The sequence below is a fragment of the Natronococcus pandeyae genome, from assembly GCF_008122205.1.
Taxonomy (GTDB): domain Archaea; phylum Halobacteriota; class Halobacteria; order Halobacteriales; family Natrialbaceae; genus Natronococcus; species Natronococcus pandeyae.
On record NZ_PHNJ01000005.1, the window covers coordinates 109,345 to 131,270 of the forward strand.

Genomic DNA, 21,926 nt, shown 5'->3' on the forward strand with positions numbered 1-21,926 from the left:
GAAGCGAAACGTCGTCAACGCGGCGCTCGTTCTGTTCGCGGTCGTTCTCGCCGCCCTCGCGGTCCAGGACGTCCTCGATCGGCTGTTCGGCGGCGGCTTTTACTCGAGGACGTACGCCTCGCCGTCGATCGCGAGCGGCGCTTCGAACGCCTCGTTCGCGGGATAGAAGTGTGCGACGTGGACGAGGCGCGTCTGGCTCGCGTCCAGTTCGTCGGCCAGCGTGAGCGCCCCCTCGCGGGTCATGTGCTTCGTCCCGAACGTGCGCGGGACGCCGTCCGGCCCCTCGTGTCGACCGCCGATCGGGTGGGACGAACAGAGATGTGCCGGGACGATGGCGTCGGCCAGCAGGAGGTCGGGGTCGTCCAGTACCTCGCGGGATTTCTCGGGAACGTCGTAGCTCGTGTCACCCGTGATCGATAGCTTCGCACCCGTCTCGGGATCCTCGATCGCGACGCCGTAGCAGACGAGCGGCAGGTGATCGACCGGGACGAGCGTCACGTCGAGGCCGCAGATGCGGACCGTCTCGAGCGGGGTCGTCGGCTGAACCGAGATCGTCCTGAGGTAGTGATAGTCGTCGGCGACCGTCTCCGCGACGCTCTTGCCGGTCTCGGGGTCGGTCTCGTCGGCCGCGTAGATGTCCAGCGAGTCGAACACGCGAAAGGCGTTGCCGAGACCGTCGAGGTGATCGAAGTGGACGTGGGTGACGATGCCGGCGTCGGGCAAGGGGACGTCGTCGCGCAAGAACTGGTAGCGAAAGTCCGGGCTGAAATCGATCAGCAGCGACTCGCCGGTCCGCTCGTTTTCGACGTGCACCGAGAACCGGGTGCGTTCGACGTCGCGCTCTCGGGCGAGCTGACAGGTTTCGCAGTCGCAGCCGACGGTCGGCGTCCCGGTCGTGTCGCCGGTCCCCAGCAGGGTGACGCGCATCGCCATCGCTACTCGTCCCCGTCCTCGCCCTCGTTCCGGTCGTCCGCCGCGTCGCGTTCACGTCTCGACCTCGAGACGCCGTCGACCCGCCGGCGGTTACACATACACCTGCCCTTCCTCGAACGCCGTCTGGATGAACGAGTGCTCCTCGCGCTCCTCGAACCGTTCGGCCGGCAGGACGTGCACCGAGAAGACGACGCCGTGCTCGAGTCCGACGTCGCGGGCGAGCGCCTCGAGTTCCCGTTCCGGCTCGGTGTCCTCGAGCACCAGCAGGACCTCCACCTCGGCGTGGACGCCGCGGTCGTCGCCGCGAACGGCGCTGCCGAACGCGACGAGGTGACGGATCGACTCGCCGTGGTTCGCCTGCGCTCGCTCGGCGAACGCCGCCGGGGCGTCCGTCTGTTCCGTTCCATCGCTCATTGGGCGATCATTCGGAGCCGTCGTATAAAGGGTGTTCCCCGCAGGTCGTGCAGGAACCGGAGCGCGTCGTCGATCGTCGAAACTGTTCGCTCGTTCCGTCCACCTCGAATCGTTCGCCACACGACCTGCAGATCGGTTTCGAGCGAGTCGCCTGCTCAGGCGTGTTCGTACGGCGGAATTTTGGCTTCGACGACGTCGCTGAGCAGTTTGAACTCGCGGCCGAGGAGGACGACGAAGTCGTCGAACGTGACGATCCCGGCGAGGGTTCCGTCCGAATCGGTAGCCGGTATCCGCCGCACGTTCGATTCCTCCATGGTTCGGAGCACGTCGAAGATCCCGCTGTCCGCCTCGACCGTCACGAGGTCCTCGCTCATCACGTCCGCAGCGGTCTTCGCCTCGGGATCCTCGCCCCGGGCAACTGCGCTGATCGTGATATCGCGATCCGTGACGATCCCCTGCGGGCGGTCATCCTCGACGACAACGACACTGCCGACCTGTTCGTCGTCCATCAACTGCGCTACGTCGGTAAGGGGTGCGTCTGGCGACGTGTGTACCACCTGTTCCCGGACGATTGATCTAATTTCGGGCATACGAGGTCACCGTTCCGTCGCTACGGCGGGCGATCGCCGGCGACGAGGCCGTCTTCACCCGACGGAAAAATAAACCCCTGTCGCCGCTGAATTACGTGTCAGTGTCTGTGGGTAGCAGCACCACTCAACGGGAGCTATGTCGGTGAACAGAAATTACGAGCGCCCCTACCCGCTGTTCACCGTCCTACTCGGCCAATCAGTGGTGGGTAGACTCTGTTTGTGGTCACTCGACACGTACGCCGTTCGTGCACCACGTCCCGTCGATCACTTTGATGATTCTGTCTCCGAACTGGGATCTCTCCCGCTTCGATCGCCGCGCTCTCGCCGGTCGTACTCGTGTTCGCGGAGCAGATCCGGCTCCACGTCCCGGAGGACGGCTTCGTGAGTCGCCTCGAGGACGACCGGGGGCGCACAGCCCTCCTCCTCGGCCTCGAGCCAGCGCGCGAGACAGAGACACCAGCGATCGCCCGGCTCGAGGCCGGGGAACTCGAGTTCGGGTCGGGGCGTCGTGAGATCGTTACCCCGCGCCGCGCTGAACTGCAGGAACTCCTCGGTGACGACCGCACAGAGCTCGTGACGGCCGCGATCCGACTCGACGCGGCGACAGCAGCCGTCCCGCAGGAAGCCGGTCGTCGGGTCGGTGCTACAGGGCTCGAGTTCGCTCCCGAACACGTTCCGGTCGGTGGGCATACCGGCACGTTGGGCGGGGAGCGGAAAAGGATGGCGTCGCCGACGTCGGCGCGTTTGTGCCCGGGCTCGCACTCGCGTGGTCATACGGTCTGTTGTAACGATTTACTGGGGCAACCGCGATACGTCAGCGGTTGCACCGGCAATGACTTATAACAGACCGTATCAGTGGATGCTCGGCGGCGAGACCGGCTCGAGGTCGTGGGCCGCGACGAACTCCTCGAGAAACGCCGCCCGTTCGCCGATCTCGTCGGGGTCGTGGGAGTCGGTTCCGAGGGTGACCGGAACGTCGTACTCGCGCAGCGCCTCGAGGAACTCCTCGTCGGGGTGGACGATTCCGGCCTCCCTCGTCGCCCGTCCGGCGTTGATCTCCGGGATCGTCCGCGAGTCGGCGAACGCCCGCGCGACCGCTTCGTAGTGGTCGCCCGTCGCGATGCCGCGCAGCGGCGGCGTCCGCTCGATCAGGTCGAGGTGGGCCGCGACGTCGAACAGCTCCGATTCAACGAGCGCGATCAGTTCGTCGACGTAGGTGTCGACGACGTCGTCGCGGTCGGACTCGGTTAGCTCTTCGAAGTTCGAAGCGATCTGGACGTTCTCGCCTTCGACTGCGTGGACGCTCCCGATCGTGTAGTCGAAGTTCGCCTCGTCGAGAAAGGCCTCGATCTCGGCTTCGTCGCGAGGGTCGTAATCCATCTCGACAGCGTCGTAGACCTCGATATCGGTCCTCTCCCGAACCTGTTCGATCGCGTCGCGCCGTCGCTCGTAGGTCAGGTCGAGATTGAACCCGTACCGGTTTCGAACGGCGTTCGCCGGGTCGCGCGTACTGACCGAACAGTGGTCGGTAAAGCCGATTCCCTCGAGGCCGGCCGACTCGGCGGCCCGGACCATCCCCGGGAGAAACGTCCCGTCGGAGTAGTTCGTGTGTGCGTGGAAATCGTACATGCTGATTCGACACCGGTTGGATAGTTGGTCGTCCCTGCGGACTCGTTCAGTGATCGTGGTCGTGGTCGTGATCGTGATCGTGCGAGTGGCCGCTCCCGTCGCTCGCCTTCCCGACGTCGCCGCCGGCGACGAGCGCCTCGTGGTCGCCCTCGATCATGTCCATGTTCTTCAGGTTGTCTCGCTCCTCGAACTCCTCGACGGCGTTCAACAGATCGTCCTGTGTCAGCATGGTTCGGTCCTCGGTCAGCGCCTCGAGGACGGCCTCGCGAAGGACCATCCGGAGGTCGCTGCCGGTCAGCCCCTCGGTGGCTTCGGCGATGAGTTCCGGATCGAACTCGTCGATCCGCATCTGCCGGGTGATCACCCGGAGGATGTCCGCCCGCATGTTGTAGTCGGGCTTGGGGAAGTTGACGATCTCGTCGAAGCGGCGCCAGGCGGCAGCGTCGAGCTGATCGGGGTGGTTCGTCGCGCCGATGAGCAGGACGTCGTCCTGAATGAGCGAGATGTTGTCGATGCTCTTCAGCAGGGTGTTGACGGCCCGCTTGAGCGCGGCGTGCTCGTCGCTGCGCCGCGTCTTGGCGACGAAGTCGAACTCGTCGATGAAGAGGATACACGGGGAGAGTCGCTTTGCGACCTCGAACGTCTTGTCGACGTTCTTCGCCGTCTCACCGAGGTACTGACTCGTGATCATCGAGAGTTTGACCTCGACGAACGGCAGGTCCATGTCCTGGGCTAGCGCCTGGGCCGTGGAGGTCTTCCCGGTCCCCGGCGGACCGACGAACAGCAGTTTGCCGATCTCGCGCAGGCCGATCTCCGCGAGGTAGTCGCGGTGTTCGATCGCTTTCGCGATCTTGTCGATTTCGGCCTCCTGGCCCTCCGTAAGAACGAGATCGTCGAGCGTGACGTCGACCTCTTCGGGTGCGCGCACGTCGACCAGGTCGAGCATCTCCTCGTCGTCCTCATCGTCGAAGTACTCCTCGAGCAGGCCGTCGATCCAGACCCGGTCGGCCTGGATCGGGCGGTTCTGCTCGCGGGCCGCCTCGTGGCTCACGTCGACGTCGTACTCGTCGTGTGCCGCGAAGTGTTTCGCGAGCGTCGGGTTCTCGAGTAGGCGCTCGTCGTCGACGCGATCCACGAACCACTGCTCGGCCATCTCCTCCTGGGTGAGCGTGATCGTCCCCGAGAACTCGTCGCGATCGGTGAACATCAGGCCCGAGATCGCTTCCCAGGGACGGTCGACGCCGGTCGCCTCGCGCGCGGTGCTGTTCGTCGCCGAGAGCGGACGGCTGATTCCGGCGCGCCGTCGCTCGTCGGTGTCGTCGCTGCTTTCGCTCCCGCCGGTCCAGAAGACCTGACGATACGACGGCGGGAGATCGTTCTCGTCCAGCGTCCTGTCGTCGGAATACACGCTCGTCGTGAGCACGAACTCGACGACATCGAGCGCTGCGTCACTCATTCGGTCAACGTATTCTCCACGCACTCTTAACGTCGTCGTCATCCGCGTCATTCGCGGCGGTCGTGAACGCGCTCGGTTTTCGGCTCCCCGTCGGCTCCACCACACCGATCCCATCGGCACAACGGTTTTCGTCCATCGGCTCACACACGTAGGCATGAACGTGTTGCTGGGTCTCGCAGGAAGTGACGAGTCGGTCACGGCGTTGCGCCACACGATCGAACGGACCGAACAGGCCGACGACGACCTCACGGTTGCGGTCGTCGAGAAATCGGAGACGGATCGAACGCAGGAGGAGATGTATCGCCAGGCCGAGAAACTGCTCGCGGAAGCCGGCCTCGACGCGCGGATCGAACGACTCGAGGGCGATCCGGGAAGCTCGCTGGTCGATTACGCCGAACAGGGCGAGTTCGACCAGCTAGTGATCGGCGGTGGCACCCAGAGTCCGATGGGGAAGATTCAGCTCGGCTCGGTCACCGAGTTCGTCCTGCTGAACGCGCCGACCACGGTCAAACTGGTGCGATAACGATGGTCGAACGAGTGTATCCGGACGACCGATCCGGACCGTTCCCCTGCCCGCCGACGACCGCCGAGGACCAGTCCGGCCGGCAGATCGAGATTCGGCCCGCCGACGGGATCGAGGGGAACATCCTCGACGATACCGTCGAGATGTACACGGAGTTCGACCCGACCGACCGGGCACAGGGGATCCCGCCGACCGGCGAGGAGCGGATCCGCAACTGGCTCGAGACGATCGCAGAGAACAGCGTCAACGTCGTCACCTACCACGGCGAGAACGTCGTCGGCCACGCGGTGCTCGTTCCCGACACCGACGATCCGTCGGCGATCGACGAACCGGGCGACGTCGAGTGGGAACTCGCGATATTCGTCCTGCAGGACTACCAGCGCGCCGGGATCGGAACGATGCTCCTGAATCACCTGCTCGGTTACGCGAGCGACCGCGGCATCGAACACGTGTGGCTGACGGTCGAACGCTGGAACACGCCCGCGATCGCGCTGTACGAACGCGTTGGCTTCGAGCCGACCGGGACCGAGAACTTCGAACAGGAGATGGGGATCCGACTCGAGTGAGCGCTCGGCAGTTTACCGCGTCACACTGAGAGGACGGGCTGGCTCGCGTACGAGAGAACGTACTCGGCGGCCTTCTCGAGGACCTCGGCGGACGTCCCGGTCACGGGTTCTCGCGGCAGGACGATGAAGTCGGCGTCGACGGTGTCGGCGATGTCGAGGATGACGTTACCGGGATGGCGGGTTTTTCGCGTCGTCGAGAAGCCGTGATCGACCGACGTCGACAGCGAGACGCCGCTGTCGGCGGCGATGCGGCCGACGTCGTCGAGAAACCCTTGCGTGCTGTCGGCGACGTCTTCCTCCTCGACCGTTCCGGCGTCCAACCCGCGGACGACGCCACGCCCGAGCACGAACAGTACGTGAACGGATGCGTCGTATCGGTCGGCGACGGCGACGGCGTACTCGACGGCGGTGGCGGACTCCTCGCTGCCGTCGACCGGGGCGAGGACCGTGTCGACGGCAAACGGCTCGCTGTCGTCCATACGCGGGAGTGTGTGGCCCGACGTCAAAAAGACTCCCCACCGACGCCGACAGTCGGGAGCGATGGGTTGTGTTTAAGCCGTCTCGCTCGTAGGTTGGGATATGTTCGATACGGTCGTCGTCGCGACTGACGGCTCCGACAGCGTGAACCGCGCCGTCGACGTCGCACTCGATCTCGCGGATCGGTTCGACGCCGACGTCCACGCCCTCTCCGTGATCGATGCGAGCGAGGTCGACGCCTCGCCGGAACAGCTCCGCACGGAACTGCGCACCGCTCTCGAGACGACCGCCGACGCCGCCCTCGCTACCGTCGAGGACCGGACGGACGCCGAGGTGACGACCGCCGTCCGCGAGGGCCGGCCCGCCGCCGAGATCTGCGAGTACGCGCGTGACGTCGACGCCGACGTCGTCGCGACCGGAACCCGTGGCCGCCACGGTGAGAATCGCCTGCTGCTGGGCAGCGTCGCCGAGCGCGTCGTCCGCCGCTCACCCGTTCCCGTACTGACGGTCAGACAGCTCGAGACGACCGACGACGCCGTCGCGGACGCCTGAGAACGCCGCCGTTTTCAGGGTCGAGACCGGCGGTTACTTCCCGGCGGATCCCGCATTCTGCGATATGTACGACGAACTCATAGACAGCGGCGACCTCCCGCTCGCCCGGAAATCGGTGCTCCCGGGGACCGGGTTCTTCCTGCCCGACGACCTCGAGGAGGACCTCGAGGACGAGCAGACCGAAGCCGCCCTCGAGGGTGCCGAGGTCGCGGTCGTCGCCGACCCGGACGCGGACGGACTGGCCTGTGTCGCGCTGCTCCGGGAGGCGTACGACGACGTTCGGGACGTTCCCGAGCCAGACGAGGAAGCCGAGTCGGTTGGAGACGCCGACGCGGCGAACGACGCCGGCGAGGAGAACATTCCCCTCACCGCCGGAAACGCCGAGGAGCCGCTCGAGGAGCCAGAGCCGACGCCGCACAACGTCGCGCTCATTCCGGCGAGTCCACACGACGTCGAAGACGCCCTGGCCCGGGTCGCCGAGTACGGCGACGACGGCATCGACATCTTCGTCTGCGATCTCTGTCCGGACCGATACGAGTACGTCGAGGACGAACTCGAGGCAGCCCTCGAGACCGCGGATCGAGTTTCGTGGTACGATCACCACCAGTGGGGCGACGACGTTGCCGAGGCGGTTCGAGCGGCCGGTGCCGACCTCGTCGTCGGCGACTCCGACGAGGAGTGTACCGCCGACGTCGTCTTCCGCTCGCTCGGGTACGAGTTCAGCCCGATGTACGAAGAACTGGCGGCCGTGACGCGGGATCACGACCTCTGGCTGCGCCAGGATCCACGCAGCGACGACCTCGCGGACTACGCCTACTGGAGCGACCCCGCCGAGTACGTGGAGGTCGTCCGCGAGTACGGCGTCGACCTGCCCGAGTGGGTCCAGGACTTTCTCACCGAGCGACGCGTCGAGAAGGAGGCGCTCATCGAACAGGCCGTCGGCCGCTCGGAGTTCCGCGAGATCGGCGGCTACACCGTCGGCATCACCTACGGCCGCTGTTCACAGAACGAGGTCGCCGAGGCGATGCGCGAGCGCGGTGCCGACGCCTCGATCATCGTTAAACCCGCCGGCTCCGCGTCGATCCGGGGAACGGACGAATTCCAGCACTGCCACGACGTCGCGGGGCAGGTCAACGGCGGCGGCCACCCCAAGGCCGCGGGCTGCAAACCCGACATCTACGACGACATGCTCGACTACGCGATGCACTGGACCTCCCGCGGCGCGGTCGCAAAACAGGTGCTGCTCGACGCGTTCCGGGACGTCGCCGAGTCGGAGGACGAAGCGGCCGAGGAGTCTGCGGCGGACGAAGAGTCGGGGTCGGCGTAACGCCGCGTCCGGCGTCAGTAGGCGTCTCGAGGCGCCATCGCGATCACTCCTGCGAGAGGACGTACCGCATCACCAGCTGCAGGACGTGGACGAAGACACCGGCGACGGCGATGTAGACGCCGATCGTCTGCAGGGCGACCGAGGCGTCGCGTTTGTCCCGGACCTGCCAGATCTCGTATCCGAGCCGGAGCATGAAGCCGAGGAAGATCAGGACGAAGCCGACCAGCAACAGCTCCGAAAGCACGAACGTTCCGACGAGGATGACGCCGATCCCGCCGAGGAACGCGAAGTTCGCGAACTTCCCCCAGTGCTCGAACGTCGCCGAGCGGGCGTAAATGTAGCCCGAGATCAGCGCCGTCAGGATGGCGGTGACGATCGCCGTGATGCCGAGGATCGTGACTCGAGTATCCGGCGGTGCGAACGAGATGACTCCCGCACCGAAGATACCGAAGGCGAGCTGGAGAATTACCATCCCGATGAACGCGATTCCCATGTCACCGTTCGTGACGCCGCGCTCGGCGACGATTTCGCCGCCCATGATCGCGGCACCGTAGACGAGGACGCCGACGATCGGGGCTGCAAATAGATAGTCGTTGACGACCGCGAGCGGCGTCATCGCGAAGACGTACATCAGGGCGACAGTGATCGCCATCAGCCCGCTCGCGCCGCCGATCACCTGTACCTCGCGACCCGAGAGTCCGAAGCCGCGTTCGGTCTCGTGCGGAGTTTCGAATGAACTCATTGCAGTAGGCTATCCGGTCTGACAGGAAAAGGCTGCTCCTTCCGGATGCTCGCAACCGCTCACGGCCGCCCGAAGTCGATCACTCTCGGGTCTGCGACCGTTACGCGTCGGTCGCGTTCCAGCGGTCGGAGTACGACGTCCCGCAGGTACACTGGGCGTAGGCGTGGACGACGGCGCCCTCGGCGTAGATACCCCCGACGTCCTCGTTTTGTTCCTCCGCGAAGGCGAAGATGTACTGCGGTTCGTGCTCCTCGCTGTCGGCCTCGTCGCCCGCGTCGGGACAGTTGCCGCCGGTGAGATCGTCCGTGATCTCCCCCTCCTGTTGCATCGCGGTCTTCGCGAAGCCCATCGCGTCGGTGTCGGTCGCGGCCTTGAACGCGTTCCGGCCGCTCTCGCCGTCGACGATCATCACGATTCCGTTCTCGACCGCGTCGCCGAACTTCTCGAATCGCTCGTCGGAGACATAGGAGTCGGCCAGGAACAGCGCGACGTCATCCGGGCGTTCGCCGGCGAGAAACTCCGCTCGTGGATTGCTCATGGGGCGTGTTCGTCGCTCGAGTGGGAAAAAGGACGCGTCATTCGTCGGTGCGAACGACCCGTCGAACGGCGTGTCAGATGGGGGACAACACTCGGCTCGAGACTCGATGGGAAACGCGATGATCATCGCGTACGGTCTCCCTTCTGCTATCACCGATTCAGTATCCACACTCGGTAATTATTGGAAATTTGAATGTATCCATTAGTGATATTTATTATCTACCGGTCACAGAATGTAACCGTCACGCGGGATCCGCTCCAGTACCAGTGGCCGGCACGCGACAGATGCCACGGAACGTGCTCGTGGGTGCGGTGCCGCGTGTGAAGACGGTCACGACTATCAATGCACGAGACTTCCCCCAACTCCGAACCGGTATTCGAGGCACTATCACGGACAACGACGGACGCGAAGCGGCTGTCACAGGATGGTGGATCCGATACCGACCTCGAGTCGACCGACGACGTGGACCGGACGATCAACGGACTGTGCAACCAGGTAGACGACGCGCTGCCGGTCGGCGAGTTCCAGTTCGACGAGGCGATCGTAAAGGAAAACCTCGAGGATATTCTCCTCCTGCTCGTCGCGCTTCACGACGGAACGCACGGCAAGCAACTCCTCTCGGATCTCTCTCGGATCTTCGAAACTGAACTCAGTCCGGGAACGGTCTACCCCTGTCTCCACGACCTGGAGGAACGAGGCGTCCTGACGATGCACGCGAAGGTCCAGACGAAGGAGTACTCCATCGAAGACGAGGAGTACGTTCGGGCGGCCGTCGAACGGACGATGGTGCAGCATCTGGCGTTCGGGCTACTGCTGTCCGAACTCCTGCCACAGCTCGGGGCGGACGATCAGTAACGGCCTCGGATCCGGACGGGGAAACGAGGCGACGGGGGATCGCCTACTCTCCGTTCTCGAGATCGCTCGCGATGTCGCTCAGACTGCTGTTTGGCGGCTCGCGAGCGTCGTAGTAGACCGTCTCACCGGGGGATCGAAGCCCGTAGAGGAACTCGGGTTCGACGACGTCGATCAGCACCGAGCCGCCGTCACGGACGTTCTGGTCGTCGACCCACTCCCGGAGCCGGTCGGGTCCGCCGCTGGGGTTGCGGGCCTGATCGGGCGTATCGTAGATCCCGGAAACCGACAGCTCCTCGCCGGTCAACGCCCGTTCAACCGTCGCGAATCGCTCCGTTCCGTCGAGGACGATTCGGACGACCTCGCCGGCGGCGAACGCGTCGCGGTCGTCTGCGGGTATCTCGAGTTTGCTACCTGTCGCGGTCTCGGCACACGTCGAGCGAACGGTCCGGACTGACGGGTGGTCGCTCGAAACTCTGTCTGCCATCGTGAGTAGAAAGAACGGGGGTCGTTACTCGTCGTCGCTGCTCAGAAGCTCGTCGACGTCGTCGCTGCCGTGGGCGACGATTGCGGCGTTGATCTGGGCGACGGCGTCGGAGACCTCGCGGCCGCGAACCGTAATTCGGCGTCGCTCGCCCTTTCGGTTCGGTCGGTAGCCGACCTGCTGTTCCTTCATCAGGACCTCCTCGAGGTTCGGGCCGCCGACGTCGGGGCTGAGCGGGCGGCCGGCATCGTCCGAGCCACCGGTGATCTCGAGCGTGTAACCGTCGAGACCGACGGCGCCGCCGTCGACTTCCTCGCCGATCGACTTGCCGATGAACCGGTTCGCGTCCTGTTCCTCCGCCTCGAGCTGGTAGGTCGACCCGGACTCCGGGTCGCCAACGACGACTGTGAAACTTGCCATGCCCGGCAAAAAACGGCGCGCGCTCAAAAACACATCGAAACATGAGCCGGACCGAAACCGGAATCACACTACCCTCCCGGTCGTCGCCGTTTAGCACCTCCGGACCGTACCACCGTCCGTGTCTATCGATCGTAACCGGCTCGAGAGTCGGCTTCGCGAGGAGTTCGGCGGCACGAGAGGCGCAGCCCGCGTCGTCGCCCGCCAGGCCGCCGACCTCGCGGACGCCGGCCGATACGAGACGGACGTCGGCGCCGAGCTTTCGGTCGACGTCGTGATCGAGGAACTCGACGACGCGCCCGACGGCGGGCCGCCTGAGCGGTGGAACTGGTGGATCGGTTCGCTCGAGATTGCCTTCGGCGGCTACGAGGAGTTCGCCGTTCGCCGGTACCGGGGGTGAGGGTGGTACTCTCGCGTACCCTTTCGAACCGAAATATCCTTTATCCGCCCTGACTAACTAGTCAGTTAGTGACCGATCCGGACGTTCGCGCGTCGATCATGCGCGCAACCTACGAGGCCCTCTGCGAGCACGGCTACACCGAGCTGACGGCACAGGATATCGCCGACAGGACGGACAAGAGCAAGTCGCTGCTGTTCTACCACTACGACTCCAAGGAGGACCTGCTCGCCGACTTCGTCGAGTTCCTCCTCGAACGGTTCGACGACCGCGTCGAGGAGACCCGGGATCTGCCGCCGGTCGAGCGGCTGGCGACGTTCGTCGACTGGTTCCTCTACGGCCCCGGCGAGGACGACCGCCAGTCGTTCCACACCGCGATACTCGAGTTGCGAACGCAGGCGCCGTACAACGAGCGCTACCGCGAGAAGCTCCGCAAGAGCGACGACCAACTCCGCGACACGCTCGAGGAGATCCTGCGCGACGGCCTCGAGTCGGGCGAGTTCAGGGAACACGATCCCGAAGAGACGGCAGCGCTGCTGATCGCGGCCTTCGACGGGGCGCGCATCCGTCAGCTGACCATCGACCGCGACGAGTACCTGGAGCAGGTCCGGTCGGCGACCGTGACGTGGGTGTTCGACGACCTGCTCGCCGAGGACGCGTCGTTCCCGGCGGAGCGACACCCGAGAACGCTTCCCGAGGGTGACGAGGAGAACCGACTCGCCGCCGACTTCGGTACTCGTGACGCCGATGCGGAGCGCGGCGAGGCCGCCGACGAGGAGACGAACGCCGATAACGCCGGTGGGGCTGACACCGACGAGACCAACGACGCCGAGGCTCGCGATGGCGACGGCCTCGAGGACGACGAACCCGGTGACGGCGACGCGGGTGACCGGGGGTGAGCGACGCGGACGACGCGGACGACGCGGACGACGCGGGCGACACGAGTGACGCGGACGACATGGGCGACGCGGGCGACGGCACCGATCGCTCGGTCAACGTCACCGACGGCGACCTATTCAAACCGCTGGTGGTCCTTTCGGCACCGATCGTCGCCAGTCAGCTACTGCAGGTCGGCTACAATCTCGCGGACACGTACTGGGTCGGGCGACTCGGCGGTGACGCCGTCGCCGCGCTCTCGTACTCGTGGGCGATCGTCTTCCTGATGGTCAGCGTCGGCGGCGGCCTGACCGTCGCGGGGACGGTCCTCATCTCCCAGCACAAGGGCGCCGGCAACTTCACGCAGTCTTCCCACGTCGCCGGGCAGACCCTCTCGTTCGTCACGCTCGTGGCGATCGCCTTCGCGATCATCGGCTACGCGCTCTCGCCCTGGATGATCCGCATGATCGGCGCGGAGCCGGGCACCGACGCGTTCACCTACGCCGTCACCTACACCAGGATCATCTTCGTGGGCGTGTCGTTCATGTTCTGGTTCTTCATCTTCGACGCGCTCTCGCGCGGCTGGGGCGATACGCGGACGCCGCTGTACCTGATGCTGGTCAGCGTCGTCATCAACGTCGTCATCGACCCGTTTCTCATCCTCGGCTTCACCGAGAACCCGATGTTCGTCTGGTTCGGGGCGACGGGACTCGAGGCCACCCTCTACGACGCCACCGGCTTCGAGGGCTACGGCGTCGCCGGCGCCGCCATCGCGACGGTCTTTTCGCGCGGGATCGCCGCTACCATCGGTCTCTACCTGCTCTTTTCGGGCCGGGTGGGACTCGAGCCGTCGGTCTCGGATCTGTGGCTCCGGTCGAAGACGGTCCGGAAGATCCTCGAGATCGGCGGACCGACCGCGACCGAGCAGGGCTTTCGCGCGTTCGGCATCACCGTCCTCACGGCACTGATCGCACTCGCCGGGACGGACGCGGTCGCCGCCTACGGAATCGTCAACCGGCTCTCGTCGCTGATGTTCCTTCCCGCGCTCGGGCTCGCCCGCGGGACCGAGACTGTCGTCGGCCAGAACCTCGGCGCCGAGCAGGTCGACCGGGCCAGGCGGGCGGTCAAACTCAGTACGGTGATGATCGTCTCGATCTTCGCCGTCGTCATCGCGATCGCCTACCCGCTCGCCGAACCCATCACGGCGGTGTTCATCGAAGGCGAGGAGTCCGCTCAGGTAATCGAGTACGGCGCCGCCTACATCGTGATCGCCGGCCCCTCCTATCTGTTCCTCGGGGTCTTCCAGATACTGCTCGGCGGACTCCGGGGTAGCGGCTCGACTCGTGCGGCGATGTTCCTGTCGATCCAGGAACTCTGGCTGTACCGCATCCCGATCGCGGCCGTCGCGATCGTCCTCTTCGACATGGGCGTCGTCGGCGTCTGGTACGCCATCGCGATCTCCTACGTCCTCTCGGCGATCGTCACCACGGCGTGGTTCCTGCGCGGCACCTGGACCGAGAACGTCGTGAGCGACGAGCCGACCGGGCCGACGCCGGAGCCGGGTGATTGAATGCTCGTGTGGCGTCCAGACTCCCGGTGCGCGCTGGGATCGGTTCGGGGAAAACACGGATTGCCTTCCACGGTGAACGCACAGCTATGACCGATCGAGCGCGCCCGCTCTGGCCAGCGTACCCGCTGTCCGCTCTCGTGGCCGGACTCGGCCACTGGTATCTCGGCCAGTGGAAACGCGGCGTGGCCTGGTTCGCACTCTACGCGATCGCGCTCGTCTTTCTCAGCGCGCGGACCCTCTCGGGCGCGCTCGAGCCGGGCGAGCCCTTCGTCCTCACCGCCCTCCAGTTCGAGGCGGTCAGCTACGCCGACGTCGCCGTCCCGCTCGCGGTCCTGCTCGCCTGCCTGCTCGATATCTATCTCATCGGAGTCACCCGTCGGGCGAACGCCTCGAGCGATCCGTCGACGGGTGATGCCCGCTCGAACGGCTCGTCCTGACCGCGCTCGTTGGGTCCAGTCGGCTGTCGCTGCTTCCGCTCGCTTCTCGAGATCGCACTACGCGTCGCTGGGGTCCAGTCGAAGAGCCCTTCGGCCGTTGCGTTCGAGCGCACGACCTGCCAGCCCCTGGCTCGCTCGAGTCGCCCGACTCGAACACAACGAGTATACCGGTCCCGGAAGACGTCTCTAACATGGCAACGGACGACACGTTCCTGTTCGACGGTGGGATCGCGATCGGCGTCCTGCTGATTCTGCTCGGTGGTATCGCGTACGTCGTGACCGGATTCGCGAGCGTCACGGCGCTCATCCCGTCGTTTTTCGGTATCGCAGTCGTCGCCCTCGGCTGGATCGGCCGTTCGACGGGTCGGCGACGACTGGCCGTCTACGGCTACGGACTGCTGGCGTTACTCGGTATCGCCGGCAGTACGCGGGGGCTCGCAGACGTCTGGACGCTCGCGACGGGGGGTACCGTCGAGAGCCCCGTCGCCGCGGGCTCGCAGGCCGTGATGGTACTCCTGTGTCTCGGGTTGCTCGTTCTCGCCGGACGGACGTTCCGAGACGCTCGCTGAAGCCGAGCGGATACGGCCGGGACCGCGCCGAGGTGGCGAATCAACGGAGGCAAGCCCCTCGAGTGAGAACGAGCCGCCATGGACGTTCAGTTCCTGGGTGGGGCGCGCGAGATCGGTCGCAGCGCGGTGCTGATCGACGACTCGCTGCTGCTGGATTTCGGGATGGATTCGGGGAATCCACCGTCGTTTCCGATCGACGACGCCGACCCCGACGCGGTCGTCGTCAGTCACGGTCACCTCGACCACGTCGGCTCGATCCCCACCCTGCTGTCGGGCGACACCCGTCCGACGATTCACTGGACGCCGCCGACCTACGACCTCACGATGGTGCTCGCACGGGACACCATCAAGCTCCACGGGGGAACGTACGACTGTCCGTTCACCGAAGCCGAGGTGGCTCGCGTCGCCCAGGTTTCAGAGACCCACGGCTACCGCGAGCCGTTCCACGCCGCAGGATACGAGATTACGTTCTTCGACGCCGGTCACGTTCCCGGGAGCGCCCACGTGCTGATCAGCGATGGAGAACGACGACTGCTCTACACCGGCGACTTCCACACCGAGAACCAGCAACTGCTCTCCGGGACGACGGCCCGCCCCGACGCCGACGTCGTGATCTGTGAGAGCACCTACTCCGACGTCACTCGCCCGCCCCGCGAGGAGATCGAACGGGCGTTCGTCGACAGCCTCGAGACGACGCTCTGGGAGGGCGGGACCGTCGTCGTTCCCGCGTTCGCGATCGGCCGAACCCAGGAGGTGCTCTGCATCTGTGAGGAGTACGGCCTCGAGTGCTACGTCGACGGGATGGGCAAACGCGTCACGGACCTGTTCCTTCGCGAGCGAAACCGCGAGTTCCTGCGCGACCCCGACCTGCTCCGCCGAGCGAAGGGTAACGCCCGGTTCGTCGACGGTCGCGACGGCCAGAGAGAGCGGATCGCCGAACAGAATACGGTGATCGTCACGACCAGCGGGATGCTCCACGGCGGCCCCGCGATGACGTACGTGCCGGCGATCCGCACCCACCCGACGAACAAGATCGCCATGACGGGCTACCAGGTCGAGGGGACGCCCGGCCGCGAACTGTACGAGTCCGGCAGCGCGGTGATCGACGGCCGCGCGATGCGGGTCAGCGCCCAGGTCGAGCAGTACGACTTCTCCGCGCACGCGGACCGGGAGGGGCTGCTCGAGTTCCTCGAGTCCTATTCCGACGCTCGGGTGCTGGTCAACCACGGCGACCGCTGCGAGGCGTTCGCCGACGAACTCCAGTCGGAGGGGTTCGACGCCAGTGCACCGCCGCTCGGCGATCGGCGTCCAGTCTGAGGGCACCCGCGCCGGCGGCTATCCCTTGATAGGCGTGCGCGGTGAACCGGCCGTATGACCGTTCCCAGCCTGCCTGCTCGAGGTGATCGCTGATGGCGCGGGTCCTGCTCTGTTACGGGACGAGCGAGGGACAGACGTCGACGATCGCCGAACACATGGGCGACGTCATCGAGGACGAGGGCCACGACGTGACGCTCGTCCACCTGAAACATCCACCCGACGATCTCGATCCGGGCTCGTACGACGGCATCGTCGTCGGTGCGTCGATCCACGCGGGCTCTCACCAGCGGTACGTCACCAAATTCGTTCGCGAGCATCGAGCCGCGTTGAACCGATGCCCGTCTGCGTTCTTCTCCGTGAGTCTCACGGCCGCCCACGACGAATCCGATGCTCGAGCGCCGGCAGCGGAACTGCTCGAGACGTTTCTCGACGAGACGGGATGGGATCCGGACGGCACGCTGGTGGTCGCGGGCGCGCTCAAATACCGCGAGTACGGTCTCCTCAAACGGTTCGTGATGCGCCGGATCGCCGGCAAGGTGGTTGGCGACACCGACACGTCCCGGGACTACGAGTACACCGACTGGGAGGAGGTCGAGGCGTTCGCGAGGGAGTTCACCACGCTGCTCCGGGCCGACCCCGAGTAGCTCGCTCTCGAGTCGGTGGGGACTCGGGGTGCGGCGGGCGGTATCGACCCCCAGAGAGAAAATTTGGTTTGGTAGGGCGAAGGTTCATCCCCGGTGTTTCCCAAACCTGGGTATCATGGTAGGGGTCTGTGGTGCGTTCGGAGGGAATCGCCCGGGGATCGATCCGATCCCCGCGTGGATCGACCGAGACGGCGCCGGCGAGCGGGCGAGACACGACGGATCGGCACTGACCGGTTTCGCCGCGACCCACCGGCGGTCGTCACAGCCGATTTCGGTTCCGGAACGAAACGCGACGCTGCTCGTGTTCGGGAGCGTTTACAGCCGAATTCAGGACGGCTCGTCGGATCGACGGCCGACAGGTGTCTCGACCCCGGCCTACTGTGCACAGGAGTACGCCGCCGACGGAATCGACGCGTTGACCGAGCTAAACGGCGAGTTCGTCGCGGTCGTGGTCGACCACGAGGGACGAACGCTACGGTTCGTAACGGATCTACTCGGCAGCCAGCCGGTCTACTACTCTCTGGACCGGGAGTGGCTCCTCTTTTCGACGTCCGCACAGTCACTGGTTCACCACCCCGACGTAGCGGCCGCGTTCGATCCCGACTCTCTCGTCGAATATCTCACGCACAAGAGCGTCCGAGGCGTCGAGACCCCGTTTGCCGGCGTCAAGCAGTTGCCGCCCGCGTCGATCACGACGGTCGACTTCGCGGACCCGGAGCCGATCGAGCACGAACGCTACTGGAACCCGGTCCTACAACCGACGTCCCAGCCCGTCGATCGGTTCGTCGACCAGTTCGTCGACCGGTTTACCGCCGCCACCGAGGATCGGATTCGATCCGGTCGCCGTCACGGGTTGCTTCTCTCGGGCGGAAGCGATTCGAGACTTCTTGCAGCGACCGTCGATCCCGAACGGGCGTACGGGTTTACCACCGGTTCGTCGATGCCGGCCGACGAGTCGACCGTCGCGGCACGCGTCGCACGAACCGTCGGCGTTCCGTTCACCCGGTTCGAACTGGGGGCGGACCGATACCCGGAACTCCTCGAGGAGTACGGTCGACACGGCAACGCTATCGGCTGGTTCAACGAGGGGCGCACCCTCACAGTTACGGACGCGGTACGTGAGGAGGTCGACACGCTCGTCTCGGGGCTGTACGCCGACGTTTTCTTCAAGGGCTGGAGCCTTCCCCACCGTCGGCTTTCGACCCCGGTCGGCTCCGTTTCGCTCCCGCTCGAGCGCCGTATCGAGGATCAACGCCAGTATCTGCAGACGCGGTCGGAAGAGACGCCCGCGTACGTCGACACCGACGACGTTCCGTCCGCCCACCGGGTTCTGGAGCAGTCACTCGTAGAGACGAGCGACGGCGTCCGCGATCACGGAATCGACTACCCGTCGGTGGCGGAACTCGGCCGGACCGGGTTCTGGTTTCCGCTGACGAACGAGACCTCCTTCGACCGGTACGGCGACACGCAGGTTCTTCCGACCGTCTATCCGTTTCTCGACCGACGGCTGATCGAGCTCTCGCTTCGGCTCCCCCGAACAGACGCCATGCGGCACAACGTCGTCAACCGGGCGGTTTCGCGCATCGCCCCTGATCTCGCGGCGATCCCACACAACGAGAGCGGCGTCTCGCTCTCTCGGCCGCGGTTGCTCCACTGGTTCGGTCAGCTGTACGGCGACCAGTTCCGCAACTCGGGCGGTGGGACGAACGCGGACACCCTTCGAGGAGACTGGCTTCCGGAGTTCGTGCGAGCCCGCGAGTCGACGATCCGAGCCCTTCCCGGGATCGACTACGGCGAGGCCCACCGACTCTGTCGCGAACACGTCGACGGAGCGGACCACACCGCGGCGCTCTGTGGACTGGTGAGCGTACTGGCGATGCCGGCGACGAGGACGATTACCGGGACCGAGCCCGTGGCCGACAGCGTCCCGCGGGTGAGCCGATAGGGGGTCGCCTCCCTGTTCGACCGACGAGCGTCTCTCGTCGCGGTCACGGAACCGGCACCGGTTGCCGGGCTGAAAACCTCTTTTGAGGTGTTCGTCGAGTGACGACGAGAGATGAGTTCCGATCCAGACGACCTCGAGTTGACCGACGCCGAAGAGGACGCCCTGCACGAACTCCAGCTCGGCATGGAGTACGTCCACCGGGCGTACGGAAATCTGCTCGAGTTCCACCACGAACTCGGTCACGCGATGGACCGGATGGGCAACGCCGAGGAGCTGTTGCGCGAGGCCGGCCACGAGGAGCGGGCGAACCAGCTCCGCGACGACCACCTCCCCGCGGGGGCGATCAGCGATCAGTGGACGTTCGAACTCGTCGAGGAGTTCTCTACGTCGTTCCTCGAGGACGTCGACGACTTCGAAGACGAGGTCAGAGACGAACTCGCGGACGGGATCGGACACGTCACCGAGCGCCGACAGAAACAGAAGCTGCGCGACCGCGCTCGCGACGACTGAAAAGCGTTTTCGAACCCTACACCGTACGCTGACCCATGAATGATCGGTACGACGCCATCGTCATCGGCGTCGGCGGAATGGGAAGCGCCACGGCTGCCCACCTGGCGGATCGCGGCGCCGACGTGCTCGGCCTCGAACGCTACGATATCCCCCACGACTACGGCTCCTCGCACGGTATCACGCGAATGATCCGGCTCGCCTACGCCGAGCACCCCGCCTACGTGCCCCTCCTGCGGCGAGCGTACGACCTCTGGGAGGCTCTCGAGGCCGAACACGACCGACAACTGCTCTACCGGACGGGCTCGGTCGACGCCGGACCGGCCGGCGGCCCACTGGTCGAGGGATCGAAACGGTCCTGCGAGGAACACGACCTCGAGTACGAACCACTCTCGAGTGCGGAGCTCACGGACCGCTACCCCGGATATCAGCTCCCCGAGGAGTACGAGGCGGTCTACCAGCCCGACGGCGGCTACCTCGTTCCCGAACAGTGCATCGTCGCGTCCGTCGACCAGGCCCACCGTGCAGGCGCGACGATCCGCGCCCGCGAGCGCGTAGTGGACTGGCGGCCGACCCGCGACGGCGTCCGCGTCGAGACCGACCACGACACGTACGAGGCCGATCGACTCGTCATCACGGCGGGCGCGTGGGCCGCGCGGTTCGTCGACGCGCTCGAGGCGGTCGCCGTCCCCGAGCGACAGGTGCTGGCCTGGCTCCAGCCCCGCGAACCCGACCGATTCCGACCCGATCGGTTCCCGGTCTGGAACCTGCAGGTTCCCGAGGGGCGATTCTACGGCTTTCCGATCCACGACGTTCCGGGGTTCAAGATCGGCCGCTACAACCACCGCGAGAAGACCGTCGATCCCGACGCCTTCGAGCGCGAGCCGACCCAGGAGGACGAGCGACTCCTCCGCTCGTTCGCCGAGCGGTACTTCCCCGAGGGCGCCGGGCCGACGATGCGTCTACAGACCTGCCTCTTTACCAACACGCCGGACGACCACTTCGTCCTCGATACGCTGCCCGACCACCCACAGGTGGCGGTCGGTGCCGGCTTCTCCGGGCACGGCTTCAAGTTCGCCAGCGTGATCGGCGAGATTCTCGCGGATCTCGCCCTCGAGGGCGAGACTGACCACCCGATCGAGATGTTCTCGCTGGACCGATTCTGAGTCGCCCCGACCGAACCCGGACCGCTACACCCGCTCGATGATCTCCGCTGCGAACGTCTCGAACGCTCGCTCCCGGTCGTCGTTTTGCAGGCCGACGATCGCGTGATCGAGTCCGTACCCCTCGAGTCGCCGGAAGTAGTCGCGGTACCACTCGACGCCGGCGCGAAAGCCGAGGTGCAGGGGTTCGGGTCCGGCCGCCGGATCGTCGGCGAGTTCGACCCGGATCGCGATCGCGAACGGTTTGTCGGCCGTCGCCTCGCGCCACTGCCGGATGTAGGACTCGAGTGTGGACTCCGGGAGGTGGTAGAACAGCCAGCCGTCGCCGTGCTCGGCGATCCACTCGTCGGACTGCCGTGAGTTGCCCGTCGGCAGCAGGGGGATCGTCTCCTCGGTCGGGTTCGGCACGACGTCGAGGTCGCCCTCCAGGCGTCCCCACCGGTCCTCGAGTTCGGGGTAGTCCTCCCGCCAGACCGTTCGGAGCGCCTCGACGCTCTCGCGGAACAGTTCGCCCCGGCTATCGGGATCGACGTCGAAAGCGGGGTACTCCGGATCACGGTCGCCCGAGGCGACCCCGAGGACGAGTCGGCCGTCGGAGAGGCGGTCGACGGTCGCGGCCGACTTCGCGACGTGGAGGGGGTGACGAAGCGGGAGGACGACGCTCGAGGTCCCCAGCGCAATCTCGTCGGTGTGGGCGGCGACGTGCGAGAGCCACGGCCAGGTGTCGAACGTCTGACCCGCGTCGCCGAATTTCGGCCAGTAGGTCGGCACGTCACGCGCCCAGAGGCCGTCGAAGCCGACGGACTCGGCGTGTTTCGCGAGTTCGATTTCGGCCTCGGGATCCGGCGTCGAACGGTTCGTTCCCGTCAACGGAAAGCCGGCGCCGAAGGTGAGCCCGCTCCGATCGAACAACCGCCGATAGCCCGCGTTTGCGTGTCCGGAGGGCATTCGCTCGAGCTATCGGCCGTATCTACAAGACGCTGTTCGTTCCGGTTCACCGC

The 21,926-nt window shown here is 65.9% G+C and carries 27 protein-coding genes; 15 read left to right on the forward strand and 12 right to left on the reverse strand.

Features of this window, described 5'->3' with window-relative positions:
* Positions 1-99: 99 nt before the first annotated feature.
* From CV102_RS11250 to CV102_RS11275, 6 genes are all read right to left on the reverse strand, one after another.
* Positions 100-927 carry an MBL fold metallo-hydrolase gene (locus CV102_RS11250; RefSeq protein WP_148858330.1) on the reverse strand — a complete coding sequence of 276 codons (828 nt, stop codon included), beginning with the start codon at positions 925-927 and terminating at the stop codon, positions 100-102.
* Between the two features lie 96 nt (positions 928-1,023).
* Complete coding sequence (locus CV102_RS11255) at positions 1,024-1,347, reverse strand: hypothetical protein (protein WP_148858102.1); 324 nt, start codon at positions 1,345-1,347, stop codon at positions 1,024-1,026.
* Between the two features lie 155 nt (positions 1,348-1,502).
* Positions 1,503-1,937 (reverse strand): CBS domain-containing protein, encoded by a 435-nt coding sequence (locus CV102_RS11260; RefSeq protein ID WP_148858103.1) that lies wholly within the window; start codon positions 1,935-1,937, stop codon positions 1,503-1,505.
* A gap of 264 nt (positions 1,938-2,201) precedes the next feature.
* On the reverse strand, positions 2,202-2,627 hold the full coding sequence (locus CV102_RS11265; protein ID WP_148858104.1) for a DUF2237 family protein: 426 nt from the start codon (positions 2,625-2,627) through the stop codon (positions 2,202-2,204).
* A gap of 162 nt (positions 2,628-2,789) precedes the next feature.
* Complete coding sequence (locus CV102_RS11270) at positions 2,790-3,566, reverse strand: PHP domain-containing protein (protein WP_148858105.1); 777 nt, start codon at positions 3,564-3,566, stop codon at positions 2,790-2,792.
* 46 nt (positions 3,567-3,612) lie between these two features.
* On the reverse strand, positions 3,613-5,022 hold the full coding sequence (locus CV102_RS11275) for an ATP-binding protein (RefSeq protein WP_148858106.1): 1,410 nt from the start codon (positions 5,020-5,022) through the stop codon (positions 3,613-3,615).
* Positions 5,023-5,176: 154 nt separating this feature from the next.
* Here CV102_RS11275 and CV102_RS11280 point away from each other — a divergent pair, with 154 nt between their 5' ends.
* Both CV102_RS11280 and CV102_RS11285 read left to right on the forward strand, forming a co-directional pair.
* Entirely contained in the window at positions 5,177-5,545 is a 369-nt protein-coding gene (locus CV102_RS11280) for a universal stress protein (protein ID WP_148858107.1), read from the forward strand.
* A gap of 2 nt (positions 5,546-5,547) precedes the next feature.
* The gene (locus CV102_RS11285; RefSeq protein WP_148858108.1) at positions 5,548-6,111 is read left to right on the forward strand and encodes a GNAT family N-acetyltransferase; all 564 of its coding nucleotides are present in this window, start codon (positions 5,548-5,550) and stop codon (positions 6,109-6,111) included.
* A gap of 20 nt (positions 6,112-6,131) precedes the next feature.
* On the opposite strand, the gene CV102_RS11290 is transcribed toward CV102_RS11285, so the two are convergent.
* Positions 6,132-6,590, reverse strand: coding sequence for a universal stress protein (locus tag CV102_RS11290; protein WP_148858109.1), 459 nt, complete (start codon positions 6,588-6,590; stop codon positions 6,132-6,134).
* Positions 6,591-6,690: 100 nt separating this feature from the next.
* Between CV102_RS11290 and CV102_RS11295 the strand changes: the two genes are divergently transcribed.
* Both CV102_RS11295 and CV102_RS11300 read left to right on the forward strand, forming a co-directional pair.
* Entirely contained in the window at positions 6,691-7,140 is a 450-nt protein-coding gene (locus tag CV102_RS11295) for a universal stress protein (RefSeq protein WP_148858110.1), read from the forward strand.
* Positions 7,141-7,204: 64 nt separating this feature from the next.
* Positions 7,205-8,467, forward strand: a complete 1,263-nt coding sequence (locus CV102_RS11300) for a DHH family phosphoesterase (RefSeq protein WP_148858111.1) — start codon at positions 7,205-7,207, stop codon at positions 8,465-8,467.
* 43 nt (positions 8,468-8,510) lie between these two features.
* Here the strand turns inward: CV102_RS11300 and CV102_RS11305 are convergent, their stop codons facing one another.
* On the reverse strand, positions 8,511-9,209 hold the full coding sequence (locus CV102_RS11305) for a hypothetical protein (protein ID WP_148858112.1): 699 nt from the start codon (positions 9,207-9,209) through the stop codon (positions 8,511-8,513).
* Between the two features lie 100 nt (positions 9,210-9,309).
* A complete protein-coding gene (locus tag CV102_RS11310; RefSeq protein WP_148858113.1) occupies positions 9,310-9,747 on the reverse strand; it encodes a DUF5807 family protein in 438 nt (145 codons plus the stop codon).
* 342 nt (positions 9,748-10,089) lie between these two features.
* Here CV102_RS11310 and CV102_RS11315 point away from each other — a divergent pair, with 342 nt between their 5' ends.
* The gene (locus tag CV102_RS11315; RefSeq protein ID WP_148858114.1) at positions 10,090-10,602 is read left to right on the forward strand and encodes a PadR family transcriptional regulator; all 513 of its coding nucleotides are present in this window, start codon (positions 10,090-10,092) and stop codon (positions 10,600-10,602) included.
* Between the two features lie 43 nt (positions 10,603-10,645).
* Here CV102_RS11315 and CV102_RS11320 read toward each other — a convergent pair whose 3' ends face one another.
* On the reverse strand, positions 10,646-11,086 hold the full coding sequence (locus tag CV102_RS11320) for a DUF7112 family protein (protein WP_148858115.1): 441 nt from the start codon (positions 11,084-11,086) through the stop codon (positions 10,646-10,648).
* Between the two features lie 24 nt (positions 11,087-11,110).
* Positions 11,111-11,503: a 30S ribosomal protein S6e gene (locus CV102_RS11325; protein ID WP_148858116.1), complete on the reverse strand. Its 393-nt coding sequence runs from the start codon at positions 11,501-11,503 to the stop codon at positions 11,111-11,113.
* A gap of 118 nt (positions 11,504-11,621) precedes the next feature.
* On the opposite strand from CV102_RS11325, the gene CV102_RS11330 reads away from it, so the two are divergent.
* The 10 genes from CV102_RS11330 (at position 11,622) to solA (ending at position 20,928) form a co-directional block, all read left to right on the forward strand.
* The gene (locus CV102_RS11330; RefSeq protein ID WP_148858117.1) at positions 11,622-11,900 is read left to right on the forward strand and encodes a hypothetical protein; all 279 of its coding nucleotides are present in this window, start codon (positions 11,622-11,624) and stop codon (positions 11,898-11,900) included.
* Between the two features lie 68 nt (positions 11,901-11,968).
* Complete coding sequence (locus tag CV102_RS11335) at positions 11,969-12,796, forward strand: TetR/AcrR family transcriptional regulator (RefSeq protein ID WP_148858118.1); 828 nt, start codon at positions 11,969-11,971, stop codon at positions 12,794-12,796.
* Between the two features lie 59 nt (positions 12,797-12,855).
* Positions 12,856-14,343, forward strand: a complete 1,488-nt coding sequence (locus tag CV102_RS11340; protein WP_148858331.1) for an MATE family efflux transporter — start codon at positions 12,856-12,858, stop codon at positions 14,341-14,343.
* Between the two features lie 86 nt (positions 14,344-14,429).
* A complete protein-coding gene (locus tag CV102_RS11345; protein WP_148858119.1) occupies positions 14,430-14,780 on the forward strand; it encodes a hypothetical protein in 351 nt (116 codons plus the stop codon).
* A 191-nt stretch (positions 14,781-14,971) separates the two neighbouring features.
* Positions 14,972-15,349: a hypothetical protein gene (locus CV102_RS11350; RefSeq protein WP_148858120.1), complete on the forward strand. Its 378-nt coding sequence runs from the start codon at positions 14,972-14,974 to the stop codon at positions 15,347-15,349.
* A gap of 78 nt (positions 15,350-15,427) precedes the next feature.
* Complete coding sequence (locus tag CV102_RS11355) at positions 15,428-16,666, forward strand: MBL fold metallo-hydrolase (RefSeq protein WP_148858121.1); 1,239 nt, start codon at positions 15,428-15,430, stop codon at positions 16,664-16,666.
* Positions 16,667-16,758: 92 nt separating this feature from the next.
* On the forward strand, positions 16,759-17,310 hold the full coding sequence (locus tag CV102_RS11360; protein ID WP_148858122.1) for a flavodoxin domain-containing protein: 552 nt from the start codon (positions 16,759-16,761) through the stop codon (positions 17,308-17,310).
* Between the two features lie 115 nt (positions 17,311-17,425).
* On the forward strand, positions 17,426-19,255 hold the full coding sequence (locus CV102_RS11365; RefSeq protein WP_148858123.1) for an asparagine synthase-related protein: 1,830 nt from the start codon (positions 17,426-17,428) through the stop codon (positions 19,253-19,255).
* Positions 19,256-19,366: 111 nt separating this feature from the next.
* Positions 19,367-19,765 (forward strand): hypothetical protein, encoded by a 399-nt coding sequence (locus CV102_RS11370; protein ID WP_148858124.1) that lies wholly within the window; start codon positions 19,367-19,369, stop codon positions 19,763-19,765.
* Between the two features lie 35 nt (positions 19,766-19,800).
* Positions 19,801-20,928 (forward strand): N-methyl-L-tryptophan oxidase, encoded by a 1,128-nt coding sequence (gene solA / locus CV102_RS11375; protein WP_148858125.1) that lies wholly within the window; start codon positions 19,801-19,803, stop codon positions 20,926-20,928.
* 24 nt (positions 20,929-20,952) lie between these two features.
* Here solA and CV102_RS11380 read toward each other — a convergent pair whose 3' ends face one another.
* The gene (locus tag CV102_RS11380) at positions 20,953-21,873 is read right to left on the reverse strand and encodes an LLM class oxidoreductase (protein ID WP_148858126.1); all 921 of its coding nucleotides are present in this window, start codon (positions 21,871-21,873) and stop codon (positions 20,953-20,955) included.
* Between the last annotated feature and the right edge of the window lie 53 nt (positions 21,874-21,926).

Excerpts from the sequence above, each read along its gene's own strand:
- CV102_RS11295 (WP_148858110.1), top strand. The coding sequence starts at position 6,691 with ATGTTCGATACGGTCGTCGTCGCGACTGACGGCTCCGACAGCGTGAAC.
- CV102_RS11325 (WP_148858116.1), bottom strand. The coding sequence starts at position 11,503 with ATGGCAAGTTTCACAGTCGTCGTTGGCGACCCGGAGTCCGGGTCGACC.
- solA (WP_148858125.1), top strand. The coding sequence starts at position 19,801 with ATGAATGATCGGTACGACGCCATCGTCATCGGCGTCGGCGGAATGGGA.
- CV102_RS11355 (WP_148858121.1), top strand. The coding sequence starts at position 15,428 with ATGGACGTTCAGTTCCTGGGTGGGGCGCGCGAGATCGGTCGCAGCGCG.
- CV102_RS11250 (WP_148858330.1), bottom strand. The coding sequence starts at position 927 with ATGCGCGTCACCCTGCTGGGGACCGGCGACACGACCGGGACGCCGACC.
- CV102_RS11370 (WP_148858124.1), top strand. The coding sequence starts at position 19,367 with ATGAGTTCCGATCCAGACGACCTCGAGTTGACCGACGCCGAAGAGGAC.
- CV102_RS11300 (WP_148858111.1), top strand. The coding sequence starts at position 7,205 with ATGTACGACGAACTCATAGACAGCGGCGACCTCCCGCTCGCCCGGAAA.
- CV102_RS11360 (WP_148858122.1), top strand. The coding sequence starts at position 16,759 with ATGGCGCGGGTCCTGCTCTGTTACGGGACGAGCGAGGGACAGACGTCG.
- CV102_RS11340 (WP_148858331.1), top strand. The coding sequence starts at position 12,856 with ATGGGCGACGCGGGCGACGGCACCGATCGCTCGGTCAACGTCACCGAC.
- CV102_RS11320 (WP_148858115.1), bottom strand. The coding sequence starts at position 11,086 with ATGGCAGACAGAGTTTCGAGCGACCACCCGTCAGTCCGGACCGTTCGC.
- CV102_RS11275 (WP_148858106.1), bottom strand. The coding sequence starts at position 5,022 with ATGAGTGACGCAGCGCTCGATGTCGTCGAGTTCGTGCTCACGACGAGC.
- CV102_RS11265 (WP_148858104.1), bottom strand. The coding sequence starts at position 2,627 with ATGCCCACCGACCGGAACGTGTTCGGGAGCGAACTCGAGCCCTGTAGC.
- CV102_RS11310 (WP_148858113.1), bottom strand. The coding sequence starts at position 9,747 with ATGAGCAATCCACGAGCGGAGTTTCTCGCCGGCGAACGCCCGGATGAC.
- CV102_RS11350 (WP_148858120.1), top strand. The coding sequence starts at position 14,972 with ATGGCAACGGACGACACGTTCCTGTTCGACGGTGGGATCGCGATCGGC.
- CV102_RS11280 (WP_148858107.1), top strand. The coding sequence starts at position 5,177 with ATGAACGTGTTGCTGGGTCTCGCAGGAAGTGACGAGTCGGTCACGGCG.
- CV102_RS11255 (WP_148858102.1), bottom strand. The coding sequence starts at position 1,347 with ATGAGCGATGGAACGGAACAGACGGACGCCCCGGCGGCGTTCGCCGAG.
- CV102_RS11270 (WP_148858105.1), bottom strand. The coding sequence starts at position 3,566 with ATGTACGATTTCCACGCACACACGAACTACTCCGACGGGACGTTTCTC.
- CV102_RS11315 (WP_148858114.1), top strand. The coding sequence starts at position 10,090 with ATGCACGAGACTTCCCCCAACTCCGAACCGGTATTCGAGGCACTATCA.
- CV102_RS11345 (WP_148858119.1), top strand. The coding sequence starts at position 14,430 with ATGACCGATCGAGCGCGCCCGCTCTGGCCAGCGTACCCGCTGTCCGCT.
- CV102_RS11285 (WP_148858108.1), top strand. The coding sequence starts at position 5,548 with ATGGTCGAACGAGTGTATCCGGACGACCGATCCGGACCGTTCCCCTGC.
- CV102_RS11260 (WP_148858103.1), bottom strand. The coding sequence starts at position 1,937 with ATGCCCGAAATTAGATCAATCGTCCGGGAACAGGTGGTACACACGTCG.
- CV102_RS11305 (WP_148858112.1), bottom strand. The coding sequence starts at position 9,209 with ATGAGTTCATTCGAAACTCCGCACGAGACCGAACGCGGCTTCGGACTC.
- CV102_RS11380 (WP_148858126.1), bottom strand. The coding sequence starts at position 21,873 with ATGCCCTCCGGACACGCAAACGCGGGCTATCGGCGGTTGTTCGATCGG.
- CV102_RS11365 (WP_148858123.1), top strand. The coding sequence starts at position 17,426 with ATGGTAGGGGTCTGTGGTGCGTTCGGAGGGAATCGCCCGGGGATCGAT.
- CV102_RS11290 (WP_148858109.1), bottom strand. The coding sequence starts at position 6,590 with ATGGACGACAGCGAGCCGTTTGCCGTCGACACGGTCCTCGCCCCGGTC.